The following is a 14,058-nucleotide window of genomic DNA, read 5'->3' as shown; positions in this document are numbered from 1 at the left end:
GCAAAAGTCGTTCGAATTGCGGGTGTGTTCGTACCGATCACGCGACGCCTGGCATGATCCGGTCCATGACCGCATCGCTGCTGCCCGACCGTGCCCGTGTCTTCGTCGCCGGCCACCGTGGCCTGGTGGGCTCCGCCGTGGCCCGCCGGCTCGCCGCCGACGGGCACGAGGTGATCACCCGTACCCGTGCCGAACTGGATCTGCGCGACGCCGCGCGCACCGCCGCGGAGCTGGCCGCCCTGCACCCCGACGCGGTGGTGCTCGCCGCCGCGAAGGTCGGCGGCATAATGGCCAACAGCACACAGCCGGTGCAGTTCCTGGAGGAGAACCTCCAGATCCAGCTCAGCGTGATAGCCGGAGCCCACGCGGCCGGAGTGGGCCGTCTGCTCTTCCTGGGATCGTCGTGCATCTACCCCAAGCACGCCCCCCAGCCGATCACCGAGGACGCGCTGCTGACCGGCCCGCTGGAGCCCACCAACGAGGCCTACGCCCTGGCGAAGATCGCGGGCATCGTCCAGGTGCAGTCGTACCGGCGCCAGTACGGCGCTTCCTACATCAGCGCGATGCCGACCAACCTCTACGGGCCGGGCGACAACTTCGACCTGGAGACCTCGCACGTCCTGCCCGCCCTGATCCGCCGCTTCCACGAGGCGGCGGCCGAGGGGCGCGAGGAGGTCGTGCTGTGGGGCAGCGGTACCCCGCGCCGGGAGTTCCTGCACGTCGACGACCTCGCCGCCGCCTGCGCGCTGCTGCTGCGCTCCTACGACGGCGACGAGCCGGTCAACGTCGGCTGCGGCAGCGACCTCACCATCCGGGAACTGGCCGGGACGGTCGCCGAGGTCACCGGTTTCACCGGCCGGATCGCCTGGGACACAGCCCGGCCCGACGGCACTCCGCGCAAGCTGCTGGACATCTCCCTGCTGGCGGGGCTCGGCTGGAAGCCGGCGATCCCACTGCGCGACGGCATCGCCTCGACCTACGCACACTGGCGCGAGGGTCTCGGAAGCTGACGGGTCCGGCCGGTCGCCGGGCCTCCGGGCGCCGGGGTGCTGTGCGGCCACGGCGTCCCTCTCAGTACGCTCCGCGGCCGTCGACGACGGCGCGGAACGTACGGGCCATGACGTCCACATCACTGGTGAACGACCAGTTGTCGACATAGCTGAGATCGAGCTGGACGGTCTCGTCCCAGGAAAGGTCGGAGCGCCCGCTGATCTGCCAGAGCCCGGTCATCCCCGGCCGGACGGTCAACCGCCGCCACTCGACGGGCGTGTAGTGGGCCACCTCGTCGGCGAGCGGGGGCCGCGGGCCTACCAGGGACATGTCACCCTTGAGGACGTTGACCAGCTGGGGCAGTTCGTCGAGCGAGGTGCGGCGCAACCAGTGACCGACCCGGGTGACCCGGGGATCGCGGCGCATCTTGAACATCGGCCCGTCGTTCTCGTTCTCCTGGGCCAGCTGGGCCTTCTGACTGTCGGCGCCCACCCGCATGCTGCGGAACTTCCACATCACGAACGGGCGTCCGCCCAGGCCGATCCGCTCATGGAGGTAGAGCACAGGCCCCGGCGATGACAGCTTCACCGCCGCCGCGACCGTCAGCAGCACCGGAGCAAGCGCGAGCAGTCCCAGAAGGGCGGCGCTGCGGTCCAGGACCTGCTTGAGCACGGGCTGTACGCCCTCCGTCGTCGGCGGGGCCACCCGCAGCAGCGACATTCCGCCGGCGGAAGCGGTCTCCAGGCGCTTGACGGACACCTCCACCAGGCCGGGCGCGAGGAACAACTCGATCCCGGCGTCGTGCAGGCCCCAGGAGAGCCGGCGCAGCCGCTCCCCGGAGAGCGCGGCACCCGGGACGACCAGCACCAGGTCGGCGCCGAGCCCGTGCACCGCGCCCACGACGAGCTCGGCGTCCTCCGCGGTGCACTGGGGCGCCGCCGCGTCGAGCCGGTTACCGGTCCGGATGCCCGAGCCCAACTCGCCGTCGCCCACGGGTACGGCGCCCACCGCCACGTACGGATGGTCGGTGCGGGCGGCGAGGTGCGCGGCGACGCTGTCGGCCGCGGTGGGTTCCCCCACCACCAGCACCTTGATCACCGCCTGCGCGCTACGGCGCTCCGCCGCGAGGTGACGGTGCACCGCCTTGCGGCACAGCAGGGTCAGCAGCAGGGCGGGCAGCAGCGCGACCAGGCACAGCGGCGCGCGCAGCCGCACCCCCGTCGCGGCGTGCCCCACCGCAAGCACCCCCAGCAGGATGAACCAGTCGTGGAGCACCGGAAGCGCCCCCCGGTCCTCGCCTATGGCCCGGGCCGCGTAGCGCGAACGGAACGACTGGACGCCGGCCCAGGCGAACCCGGCGACGATGCCGCTCGCCACGGCCCACGGCTGGTGGGTGACGTAGAGCATCAGCCCCACCGGCACGCCGGCGCCGACAAGGTCGGTGATCAGCGAAGCGGACACATACCACCGGGACTTGCGTCCCATCCACAGCGAAGCGCGTGCCCGGTAGCGGGCCTTGCGTGATCGGTCGGATTCAGCTGCTTGAACATCCCACATGTACCCCCCCAGGCACGTTCGGCTGTGTGAGCTACCCGTGTCACGAACGTCTATTCGTCGAACATGTGACACGATGGTGAACGGTACGGCAAACTTGTGCTCGCTTGGGTGCCTTTACGTGAACGTCACCGACAAGTGCCGTGCCATATGAAACCGCATACCGTGCGCAGGTTGGTGCCGGGCGGTGAGCTTGGCGGAAATCTGTACGAACATCGAACGCGATGGTTACAGTGTGCGCCCGATGCGGAAGGGGTCGCATCGCGGCGATGCGGGGGTGCGTGGTGGGGGACAGGAATGCGGCCGACGCCGCTGTTCAGGACCGGGACGAAGCGGCGGCCGAACGCCCGGCCGGTGTGTCCGACGGGACTCCGGGAGAAGCCGGTGCCGGTGACACGACCAGGGCCGCCGGGAAGCAGCCCCGGCGCCGCAGAAGCCGTGCGCGCCGGGTCCTCATCGGGGCGTTGACACTGCTCGCCGTCGGCCTGCTCATGGTGGGCGGGGTCGCCTGGTGGACGGTCGACCACTACACCGGCAAGGTCGACCGCATCTCCGGCGTCTTCCCGACGGAGGTACCCGAAGCGGCACGGCCCGCTCCGTCGCACGGCGGCCAGACCTTCCTCCTCGTCGGGGTCGACAGCCGCTCCGATCTGCCCACCACGGGCCGTGACGCCAAGGCCCCCCAGTGGACCTACGGCGCCCAGCGCAGCGACACGATGATGCTGGTCAACCTGCCGGACGACCATTCCGGCGCGTATGTCGTCTCGCTGCCGCGTGACGCGTGGGTGGACATCCCCGGACACGGCAAGTCCAAGCTCAACGCCGCCTTCTCGTGGGGCGGACCGCCGCTGCTCATCGACACGGTGCAGCGGCTGACCAAGGTGCGCGTCGACCATCTCGCCGTCATCGACTGGGACGGGTTCAAGCACCTCACCGACTCCGTCGGCGGAGTGGACCTCGTCGTGGACGGCGCGAACCGCCATATGAACGGCACGCAGGCCCTCACCTACGTACGCGAGCGGCACCACCTGGCCCGCGGGGACTTCGACCGCACCCACCGCCAGCAGTACTTCCTGCGGACCCTGCTCGGGAAGGTCATGCGCCCCTCGACCTTCTCCAACCCCGCCAAGGCCACCGCTGTGCTGGACGACCTCACCGCCGCCGTCAGCGTCGACGACCGGCTCAGCGACGGTGACCTGCGCGAACTGCTCTGGGACAACAGGAACGTGCGCCCCGGCTCCATGGTGTTCATGAACGCGCCCGCCAAGGGAACCGACACCATATCCGGCCAGTCCGTGGTCCTCCTGGACAACAGCGCCGGCGCGGAGCTGTGGCAGTCCATGCGGGAGGGCAAGGTCGACTCCTATCTGCGGTCGCACAAAACCGACCGGCTCGGCGCCACCACGTCCTGAACCGTCGGCGGGGGATCGCCGTATTCGCCCGTCCGGCAGCGCTGCACCCGCACACAAAACAGTCCATGCTTGCGCCAGGGTTGCGCCCTGCGGCCCGCCGGAGTCCGCGGAGGACACCCATGACGCATCACCAGGCTCGTCCAGCACACCGCCACCGCAAGCCGTCGGGAGGCCGAAGACGCGCCGTACTCGGAGCCGTGCTCGGTCTGTTACTGATCGGACTGGCCGCCGGCGCCGGGCTGGCCGACGGTCCGGAGTCCACCCCGTCGAGCGCCGCGCGGCCGAGCGCGCCAGCCACCGAGCCGCCCCCCGACTGGGAGCCCACCGCGACTCCCTCCGCGCCGCGGACCCCGGCGCCCACCGATGGCCGGCCGACCCGCGACCCACAGCCCACCGCCACCGAGACCCCCACCGGGCAGCCGAGCCAGGCGCTCGCCTTCGACCTGCCGGCCGCCGACGTGCTGCGCCGCAGCCCGCACCAGGTCTTCGCGCACTACTTCCCGCCGTACCCGCTCTCGTTCGACAACGAGCCGGCCACGCAGGACTACTACGCCCGCAACTACCTCACGCCCCAGGGCGAGAAGGGAAAGCACGCGGCCTACGGCGGACTGCTGCGGGACCGGCCCCTGCCCGTGCAGCCGAGCAGCGGCGACTGGCAACTCGCCAACCTGGAAAGGGAAGTGAGGACTGCCCGGGACGCCGGAATCGACGGGTTCACCGTCGACATCCTCTCCCTTACCGGCACCAACCGTGAGCGGGTCGACCTGCTGCTGCGCGCGGCGCAACGCGTCGACCCCGGATTCCGCATCGTACTGATGCCGGACATGACCTCCCTGGACACCGACCCGCGCACGCTCGCCGACCAACTCGCCCTGCTCGCCGCCTCCCCGTCCGCGTACCGGCTGGCTGACGGGCGCCTCGTGGTCTCGCCGTTCAAGGCCGAGGCCCAGGATCCCGCCTGGTGGAGCCAGGTCGTCGACCGGCTGCGCGACCACGGCATCGGCACCGCGCTCGTCCCGGTCTTCCTGGACTTCCGGGCGAACGCCGAGCGGTTCGCGCCGATCAGCGACACCTTCTCGTCCTGGGGCAACCGCAGCTACGTCCAGCAGGACGGCGTCCCCGACGACATCCAGCTCGCCCGCTCCCTCGGCAAGAAGTGGATGCAGGCCGTGTCCGTGCAGGACGTCCGGCCCAACCAGGGTGTCTACGACGAGGCGGGCAACACCGCAACCCTGCGCTCGACCTGGAACCACGCGATCGCCGACGGCGCGGACTGGGTGCAGCTCACCACCTGGAACGACTACTCGGAGGGCAGTCAGTTCGCCCCCTCGCTGCACAACGGCCACACCTACCTGGACATCTCCTCCTACTACCTCACCCGCTTCAAGACGGGGAGCTGGCCCCGGATCGTCCGCGACACCGCATACATCACCTCACGCGTGCAGTTCACGTCCACGACCAGTGCCGCGAAGCATCCCCTGCTGATGCGCCCCCGCCCGGGCACCGCGCCCGCGAGCGACCAGGTGGAGGTGCTCACCTTCCTCACCGCGCCCGCCACGGTCACCGCGCGTGTGGGCGATGTGCCCCGTGTCCACGGCGCTCCTGCCGGACCGTACGCCAGGGCCCTGCCCCTGAGCACCGGCCGCACCGAGGTCGTGGTCAGCCGCGACGGGGACACCGTCGCATACGTCACGACCCGCTACCCGGTGCAGCCCGTTCCCGGTGTTCAGGACCTTCAGTACTACGGGGTGTCCAGCAGGCGGTGAGTCAGGCCGCAGGCACGTGCTGCGAGACGGGCAGATCCCGCAGCCGTCGCAGGGGAGCCGAGAGCAGGATGCCGCTCGTGGCGCAGAGGCCGGCGCAGACCACCCACATCGTCGGCCTCAGCCCCAGGACGGTGTTCATCGCCCCGCCGAGCAGGGCGCCGAGGGGAATCGTGCTGAAGTTGACGAAAAGCGTGGTCGCCGTGACGCGTCCGATGAGCCCCGGTGGGCAGTAGGACTGCCGGAAGCTGACGATGATGACGTTGCAGGCCACCAGACCGGCCATCATCATGGTGGATCCGACGGCGAAGAGGGCGAGCCCCGGGCCCTCGTGGGTGAGCGGGATGAGCAGGCCGAAGGGCGACGCCACGAGTTGGACGTACAGCAGACCGCGCGCCGTGCCGAAACGGCGGGACACCCGTGACGCGGCGAGCCCGCCCAGGATTCCCCCGGCCCCTCCGAAGGCCACCAGCATTCCGACCAGGCCCGGGGCGGCGCCGACCGATCGGACGAGGAAGACGATCTGGGTGGCCTGGTACCCGGCCAGCGCCATGTTCACCGCCGCGCCGAAGACCGTGATGGTGCGGACGTAGCGGTCGCCCGTGACGAAGCGAAGGCCGTCGGCTATCTCGCGGACCATCGGTCTCGGCTCACGAGCGGGCAGGGACTCGGTGGCGCGGATGGACAGCAGGCACACCGTCGACACGACGTAAGCCAGCACCTCGAAGAGCAGTCCGATGGCGCTGCCCACGAACTGGGCGACGAGTCCGCCCAGGCCGGGTCCCGCGACGCGGGTGGTCTGGTCGGCGGCCTGCAACTTGGCGTTGCCGTCCATCAGATCGGCCTTGTCGATGAGGGAGGGCAGATACGCGGAGTACGCCGTGGAGAAGAACACGGAGGCGGCACCGGTCAGCAGGGCCACCACGAGCACATGCCAGATGCTCAGGGTGTCCAGCCACCAGGCGGCTGGCACGCTGACGAGCAGGGTGGCCGAGACCAGGTTGCAGCTGAGCATGATGGTGCGGCGCGGAAGCCGGTCCACCCAGGCTCCTGCGGGCAGTCCGATGATGAGCCAGGGCACCCAGGGGGCGGCGGTCAGCAGGCCGATCATCCAGGGTGAGGCATGCAGTGTGCCGACGGCGAGCAGGGGGAGCAGCACCGCAGTGACGCTGGTGCCGAGCTTGCTGGTTGTCTCCCCGATCAGCAGGAGACGGAAGTTGCGGTGGTTCCACAGGCCGCCTAATCGTGCGCTGTCCTGAGAAGTCATCGCGAGAACGGGTCCTTCGTAGCCGGCGCGGTGGACGGGTAACGTTAACAAGATCACATAACCATCTGCAACACTGTGAAAACAGACCGTTGCGTGCCTAGGATCGGCCGCTGAATCGTGTCGAAACGCACTGTTGCGCAATGAGGGAGCGGACAAGTCCCTGGTCCTCGTCAAAGACGCCGAGGAATGCGCGTGCGCGTCACCACGGGTCCAGGATCAAGGCGAGGAGTCGTTCGTGGGTGATGATCCGCTCGACGCCTTAGCGTGTGGTGACGAGTCCGTGGCCAAATACGCCGAGTGCGCCGCATATACGGAATGCGCGGAGTGTGCCGCCACGATTCCCGCGCCCATGGAATCCTTCGACCTTCGACAGTTACCCGATCGCGGCGAATGTACCGCGACGGCCGGGGCGCCCACCCTGATGGGGTTTTTCGAGGACTGGGCGAAGAAGAACCCGGACGCACCGGCAGTGGTGTTCGAGGACCAGGTGGTCTCGTACGGCGAGCTCAACGCCGGGGCGAACCGGCTGGCGCGCCTCCTGATCGGGCACGGCGCGGCACCTGAGGTGATCGTGGCCTCCGCGGCGACCCGGTCGGTCGCGCTGGTGACCGCGGTGCTGGCCGTGATGAAGACCGGGGCCGCGTATCTGCCGGTGGACCCCGAATATCCCGCCGGGCGCATCGCCCAGCTGATCGGCGATGCCCGGCCCGGCCTGCTGCTCACGACCGGGGCGAGCGCACTGCCTCCCGAGGTGACCGGCGCGTTGCCGCCCGTTTGCCTCGACTCAGCGGAACTCGGGGCGGAGTTGCGCTGCCACACGGCGGCCGATCTCGCGGACTCCGAGCGGGGCGGTCCGCTGGATCCGGCCGGCGCCGCGTATGTGATCTACACGTCTGGATCCACCGGGCGCCCCAAGGGCGTGGTGGTGACACGGGCCGGGCTCGCCAATCTGGCGGCCCACCAGCAGCGGGTGACGGCGCTCGAACCCGCCTCCCGGGTACTCCAGTTCGCCTCGCCCAGTTTCGACGCGTTCTTCTGGGAACTGACCATGGCGCTGTCCGCCGGCGCCACGCTCGTCATGGCGCCCGCCCGCGGTCTGCTGCCGGGACCTGAGCTGCACCGGGTCCTGGACGAGCGGCGCATCACCCACCTCACCGTGCCACCGGCCGTCCTGAGCGTGCTGTCACCTGACGCCCTGCCCACGGTGGGCACCCTGGTCGTCGCCGGCGAGGCACTGGGCGCGCGGCTGGCGCGCCGCTGGTCGACCGGGCGCACACTGATCAACGCCTACGGGCCGACCGAGACCACGGTCTGCGCCACCATGAGCGGCCCGCTGACCGGCGCCGCCGACCCGCCGCCGATCGGCAGGCCGGTGCGGCGCACGCGGGTGTATGTACTCGACGAACGGCTGCGGCCTGTAGCGGACGGTGCGGTGGGTGAGCTGCATGTCGCGGGAGTGAGCCTGGCCCGTGGCTATCTGCACCGTCCCGCGACCACCGCGGAGCGCTTTGTCGCGGACCCGTACGGCGCCCCCGGGACGCGGATGTACCGCACCGGGGATCTCGTCCGGAGGAACGATGTCGGCGAACTGGAGTTCGTCGGGCGCGCCGACCAGCAGGTGAAGGTGCGAGGCCACCGGATCGAACCGGGCGAGATCGAAGGGGTGATCGCGGCCCACCCCCAGGTCTCAAGGGCGGCGGTGACGATACGGGAGTACGGGCACGGCGACCACAGGATCGTGGCCTACGTGGTGCCTGAATCCGGCGCTGCCGGCGGTGGCCGCAGGACCGACGTCGACTCGGTCGCCGAGTGGCGCCGGATCCACGACTCCCTCTACGGGGGCCGGACCGCGGCCCGTTTCGGCGAGGACTTCACCGGCTGGCGCAGCAGCTACGACGGCACCGCGATCCCCCTGCCGGAGATGCGTGCGTGGCGGGCGGACACCGTACGCGCCCTCAAGGCACTCGGACCGCGGCGGGTGCTCGAACTCGGCGTGGGAAGCGGACTGCTGCTCACCAGCATCGCCCCGGGGACCGAGTCCTACTGGGGCCTCGACCTGTCGCCCAGGGGGATCGCGAACCTGCGCGGCGACCTCGCGGAGCACCCGGAACTCGCCGAGCGCGTCACACTGCTCAGCCAGCCGGCCCATGACACGACCGGAGTGCCGGACGGCCACTTCGACGTCGTGGTCCTCAACTCGGTGGTGCAGTACTTCCCCGGCGGGGACTATCTCGCCCGTGTGCTGCGGGAGTCCGTGGCACCTGCCCTCGCCCCCGGCGGCACGGTGTTCGTGGGAGACCTGCGCCACCGTGGCCTCGCGGAGTGCTTCCACGCGGCCGTCGCGGCACACAGGACCGGAGCGGTACCGGGCAGCCCGGAGCACCGCCGGGCCGTGCGGCGCTGCCTGGCGGCGGACCGGGAACTGCTGGTGGACCCGGACTTCTTCGCCGCGTACGTCGCCTCATCGCCGCGCTTCACCTCCTGCGAGGCGCGGCTGAAGCGGACCACAAGCGCCAACGAGCTGAGCCGCTACCGATACGACGTGCTTCTGCGCACCGCACCCCGAACGCCCCGGGGCGCGGCGGCAGTCCCGACCGGGCTGCGCTGGGGGACGGACATCCTGACCGTCGACGGCATCCGGAAGGCCGTGGCGATCGCGGCCCGGGCGGGGGATGCGCCCGCGCTGCGGATCACGGGGATGCCGAACGCCCGCCTGAGCGAGGACCTGCGCGCACTGGGCCGCACCCCGGCCGATGGCGTGGACCCGCAGGACATGGTCCGGCTGGGCGAGGGCTTCGGGCTCGAGGTCGCACTGCGCTGGTCCCGGACGCCTGGTCCGGAGCACTTCGACGCCGAGTTCGGCGACGCCGGCGCAGGGCACCCGGGCGGCGAGCCGGGCCCGGGACCGATCACGGCCGAGGGCATGCCCCGCAGGTGGTACGACCGGGACGGCAGCTATGACGGGGACGACAGGTGGTACGACCGTTACGCCGGCGTCCCCGCCGGCGAGCCCGGCTTCGCGCACCTCGGGGAAGCCGTCACCGCCCACGCCGCGGACCTTCTGCCCTCGTACATGCTGCCCTCGGCCGTCGTCGTCCTGGACAGCTTCCCGCTGACGCCACACGGCAAGCTCGACCGCGACGCCCTGCCCGCGCCCGGAGCCGGTCCGAGGAGCGGGGGACGGAAGCCGCGGACCTCCCGGGAAGAGGTCCTGTGCCGGATGTACGAGGAACTCCTCGGGGTGCCCGGGATCGGCATCGACGACGACTTCTTCGAGCTGGGCGGGCACTCGCTGCTCGTGACCCGGCTGGTGAGCAGGATCCGTGCGGCGTTCGGGGTCGAGCTCGAGGTCGCTGCGGTCTTCGACGAACCCACGGTGGCCGATCTCGTGGCGCGGCTCGACAGTGCCCCGAAGGCGCGGCCGGCGCTGCGGCGGATGCGCCGGAACTCGACGGCTGACGGTTGACGGCCACCCACCACGTAAGACGGGGGATCACATGGACTTCAGTCTCTTCTACTTCGCCGATGACAGCGGAAGCCGCCAGGACGACGGCGGCCGTTATGAACTCCTTCTCGAAGGCGCAAGGTTCGCCGATCAGCACGGTTTCCGCGCCGTGTGGACCCCGGAACGGCACTTCCACGCGTTCGGCGGCCTGTATCCGAATCCGGCCGTGGTGGGCGCGGCACTGGCCACCGCGACCGAGCACATCGCCATCAGGGCCGGAAGCGTGGTCGCGCCCCTTCACCACCCCCTCAGGATCGCCGAGGAATGGTCGGTGGTCGACAACCTGTCAGGGGGCCGGGCCGGCGTCTCCTTCGCGTCGGGCTGGCACCCGGTCGACTTCGCCCTGAGCCGCACCTCGTACGAGAACCGCAAGCGCGTCACCCTGGAGCACCTCGATCAGGTCCGCTCCCTGTGGCGCGGTGGCAGCGCCGACGTGGTCGACGGGACCGGCCGGCCGACCACGGTCCGGATCTTCCCCCCACCCGTGCAGCCGGAACTCCCGGTCTGGATCACCAGCGCGGGCGACGTGGACACCTTCCGTGCCGCGGCCACGAGCCGTGCCGGGGTGCTCACGCATCTGCTCCACCAGGACATCGGCGCACTGGCCGGAAAGATCGCCGAATACCGGCGGGTGCACCGGGAGACCCACGGCGGCGAGGAGGGCCATGTGGCCCTGATGCTGCACACCTTGCTGGGCCACGACAGGGCGGCGGTTCGGGAGGCCGTACGCGCCCCGCTCCACGACTACCTGAAGAGTTCGCTCCACCTGGTCACCCGTTCGCTGGAAAACGATGCCCGATATCCCGGCGCCGGTACCGATGCCGATCCCGATATGGATGCCGACTTCGACGCTCTCGAAGACGATGACATCGATTTCCTCGTCGCCCGTTCCTTCGACAGCTATGTCGAAGAGCGCGGCCTTTTCGGCACCGTGGGCGATGTGCGGGAGATCGCGGAACGGCTGCGTGACATCGGTGTCGACGAGATCGCCTGCCTGATCGACTTCGGCGTGGACAACACGACCGTGCTCAAGGGGCTGCGGTACCTGAACGAACTCCGCGAAGCATTCGCCTGACCACCCTCTTCCTTATTCTTTGACGCTCTGAGGCTTGGAGACCCGGACGACATGATCCCTCTGTCCTTTTCGCAGCTGCGCTTCTGGTTCCAGGGTGAGGTGGACGGCCGGGACGAATCCCTGAACACGTCGGTCGTGCTCCGCCTGTCCGGGACGCTGGACACACCGGCGCTCGCCGCGGCGCTGCAGGACGTGGTGGGGCGCCATGAGAGTCTGCGGACGCTCTTCCCCGCCCAGGACGGCGAGCCGCGGCAGCAGATCCTGGAGCCCGATGACGCCGCGGCCCGCCTGGAACTGCCCGTGCGTCCGGTCGAGTCGGCCGCCCTCGAACGGACCGTGGCCGCTGCCGTGGACCGACCCTTCGCCCTGGCGCTGGAGCTGCCGCTGCGAGCGGAGCTGCTGTCGCTCGGGCGCGAAGAGCACGTACTGGTGGTCGTGGTGCACCATGTCGCCTTTGACGGATGGTCGGTGGCGCCGTTTCTCCGTGATCTTTCGGTGGCGTACCGTGCGCGGCTGGCCGGTGCCGCGCCGGGCTGGGACGAACTGCCGGTGCAGTATGCCGATTTCACGCTGTGGCAGCGTGAGGTGCTGGGGTCGCCCGAGGACGAGGGCAGTGTTTTCGCGCAGCAGCTCGCCCACTGGCGGCGTGCCCTCGACGGCCTCCCCGAGGAGCTCGCCCTCCCCACCGACCGGCCACGGCCCCCCGTCGCCTCGCACCGGGCGGCCGTCGCACCGTTCCGCCTCGACCGGCAGGCGCAGGGCCGGGTCCGGGAGGTCGCCCGGGAGCAGGGCGCGAGCATGTTCATGGTGCTGCACGCCGGGCTTGCCGGACTGCTCCACCGGCTCGGTGCGGGCACCGACATCCCGGTCGGCAGTCCCGTCGCCGGCCGCACCGACGCCGGACTGGAAGACCTCGTCGGCTGCTTCGTGAACACGGTGGTGGTCCGCACCGATGTGTCCGCGAAGTCCGGGGAGCCGGACTTCGGCGAGCTGGTGCGCCGTGTGCGGGCCGGGGTGCTCGCCGCGCTCACCCACCAGGACGTGCCGTTCGAGCAGTTGGTCGAGGCAGTCAACCCGGTGCGGTCCGCGGGTCGGCACCCGCTGTTCCAGGTGATGCTGGTCCTCCAGAACAACGCCACCGCCGCCATGCGCATCCCGGGAATCGAGGCCCGGATGATGACCGAGGGGCGGGACCGCTCGGTCGCCTTCGACCTGCTCTTCGACATCACCGAGACCGACACCGGGCTCGAGGGGCGGCTCGTCTACGCGGAGGACCTCTTCGACCACGCCACGGCCGAACGGCTCGCCCGCTGCTATGAGAGGTTCCTGACCGCCGCGGTGGCGGACACCACCCTGCCCATCGGACGTCTGGAGCTCATGGGCCACACCGAGCGGCAGGCCCTGCTGAAGGCCGGTCAGGGCCCCGTGCACCCGGTACCCGAGGGCTCGGTGCCCCTCCGGTTCCAGGAGCAGGCGGCCGCGTCGCCGGATGCCATCGCCGTGCTGTGCGGTGATACGCGGCTCAGCTACGCGGAGCTCGAGTCCCGGTCCAGGCGGCTGGCCGAGACGCTCCAGGGGCTCGGTGCCGCCCGGGAGCGCTACGTCGCGGTGGCGATGGAACGTTCCGCGGACCTGGTCGTGGCCCTGCTCGCCGTGCTCAGGAGCGGTGCGGCCTATCTGCCGTTGGACCTGCGGAGCCCCGATCCGCGGCTGCGGGCGATCCTGGACACGGCACGGCCGTGCCTCCTGCTCACGGACCCGTCCGCGCACCGGCGGGCGAGCGCCTGGGCGCAGGCGTACGACGACCTCACGGTGCTGGCGCTCTCCGACGCCGAGCGGATGCCGGGCACGGGCCGGAGCCTGCCCGGCAACGACGGGCAGGACGCCGCCTATGTGATGTACACCTCCGGCTCCACCGGCCGGCCCAAGGGCGTGCTGGTGACCCACCGCAACATCCTTGCCCTGTGCGCCGACCCCTGCTGGGCGGACGGCACCCACGGCCGCGTACTGGCGCATTCACCGCACTCCTTCGACGCCTCCACCTTCGAGCTCTGGGTCCCTCTGCTCGGTGGCGGCACCGTCGTCGTCGCCCCGCCGGGCGAGTCGCCTGCGCTGAGCATCGAGCAGGCGGTCGCCCGGCACGGGGCGACCAGTGCCTTCATCACCGCCTCGCTGTTCAACGTCCTCGTCGCACAGCGGAGCCCCGCACTCGGGCAGCTGCGGCACATATGGGTCGGGGGCGAGGAGCCGTCACCCGCGGCCGTGCGGCGGATGCTGGAGGACTTCCCCGGCACGCTGCTCACCAACGGTTACGGGCCCACCGAGAACACCACCTTCACCACATCGCACCGCTTCCGCCCGGAGTTCGCGGCCAGGGCCGCCGCCAAGCCCTCCATGGGGCGTGGGTTGGCGAATACGTGGGTGTATGTGCTGGATGGGTGTTTGGTTCCGGTGCCGGTGGGTGTGGTGGGTGAGTTGTATGTGGCGGGTGC

8 protein-coding genes are annotated in these 14,058 nt (G+C 70.6%); 6 read left to right on the top strand and 2 right to left on the bottom strand.

What is annotated here, in order from left to right; translation table 11 throughout:
- Positions 1 to 65 precede the first annotated feature (65 nt).
- Complete coding sequence (locus ABZ532_RS12605; RefSeq protein ID WP_361281740.1) at positions 66 to 1,010, top strand: GDP-L-fucose synthase; 945 nt, start codon at positions 66 to 68, stop codon at positions 1,008 to 1,010.
- Positions 1,011 to 1,071: 61 nt separating this feature from the next.
- On the opposite strand, the gene ABZ532_RS12600 is transcribed toward ABZ532_RS12605, so the two are convergent.
- Positions 1,072 to 2,451 carry a sugar transferase gene (locus tag ABZ532_RS12600; protein WP_361281738.1) on the bottom strand — a complete coding sequence of 460 codons (1,380 nt, stop codon included), beginning with the start codon at positions 2,449 to 2,451 and terminating at the stop codon, positions 1,072 to 1,074.
- Positions 2,452 to 2,828: 377 nt separating this feature from the next.
- Here ABZ532_RS12600 and ABZ532_RS12595 point away from each other — a divergent pair, with 377 nt between their 5' ends.
- Both ABZ532_RS12595 and ABZ532_RS12590 read left to right on the top strand, forming a co-directional pair.
- Positions 2,829 to 3,956, top strand: coding sequence for an LCP family protein (locus ABZ532_RS12595; protein WP_361281736.1), 1,128 nt, complete (start codon positions 2,829 to 2,831; stop codon positions 3,954 to 3,956).
- Between the two features lie 197 nt (positions 3,957 to 4,153).
- Complete coding sequence (locus tag ABZ532_RS12590; protein ID WP_361281733.1) at positions 4,154 to 5,722, top strand: endo-1,3-alpha-glucanase family glycosylhydrolase; 1,569 nt, start codon at positions 4,154 to 4,156, stop codon at positions 5,720 to 5,722.
- Position 5,723: 1 nt separating this feature from the next.
- On the opposite strand, the gene ABZ532_RS12585 is transcribed toward ABZ532_RS12590, so the two are convergent.
- Positions 5,724 to 6,986 carry an MFS transporter gene (locus tag ABZ532_RS12585; protein WP_361281730.1) on the bottom strand — a complete coding sequence of 421 codons (1,263 nt, stop codon included), beginning with the start codon at positions 6,984 to 6,986 and terminating at the stop codon, positions 5,724 to 5,726.
- Positions 6,987 to 7,407: 421 nt separating this feature from the next.
- On the opposite strand from ABZ532_RS12585, the gene ABZ532_RS12580 reads away from it, so the two are divergent.
- From ABZ532_RS12580 to ABZ532_RS12570, 3 genes are all read left to right on the top strand, one after another.
- Positions 7,408 to 10,452, top strand: a complete 3,045-nt coding sequence (locus tag ABZ532_RS12580) for an amino acid adenylation domain-containing protein (protein ID WP_361281728.1) — start codon at positions 7,408 to 7,410, stop codon at positions 10,450 to 10,452.
- Positions 10,453 to 10,483: 31 nt separating this feature from the next.
- Positions 10,484 to 11,566: a MupA/Atu3671 family FMN-dependent luciferase-like monooxygenase gene (locus tag ABZ532_RS12575; RefSeq protein ID WP_361281726.1), complete on the top strand. Its 1,083-nt coding sequence runs from the start codon at positions 10,484 to 10,486 to the stop codon at positions 11,564 to 11,566.
- Between the two features lie 51 nt (positions 11,567 to 11,617).
- Positions 11,618 to 14,058, top strand: a 2,441-nt coding sequence (locus ABZ532_RS12570; protein ID WP_361281724.1) for a condensation domain-containing protein, incomplete at its 3' end; no start/stop codon positions are given.

Source organism: Streptomyces sp. NPDC019396, assembly GCF_040632375.1.
GTDB lineage: Bacteria > Actinomycetota > Actinomycetes > Streptomycetales > Streptomycetaceae > Streptomyces.
The sequence above is the reverse complement of the archived record's forward strand: the minus strand, read 5'-3'. Positions and strand labels throughout refer to the sequence as shown.

What these genes read in the sequence shown, in the direction of transcription:
- ABZ532_RS12605 (WP_361281740.1), top strand. Translation starts at nt 66, where the DNA reads ATGACCGCATCGCTGCTGCCCGACCGTGCCCGTGTCTTCGTCGCCGGC.
- ABZ532_RS12585 (WP_361281730.1), bottom strand. Translation starts at nt 6,986, where the DNA reads ATGACTTCTCAGGACAGCGCACGATTAGGCGGCCTGTGGAACCACCGC.
- ABZ532_RS12575 (WP_361281726.1), top strand. Translation starts at nt 10,484, where the DNA reads ATGGACTTCAGTCTCTTCTACTTCGCCGATGACAGCGGAAGCCGCCAG.
- ABZ532_RS12580 (WP_361281728.1), top strand. Translation starts at nt 7,408, where the DNA reads ATGGGGTTTTTCGAGGACTGGGCGAAGAAGAACCCGGACGCACCGGCA.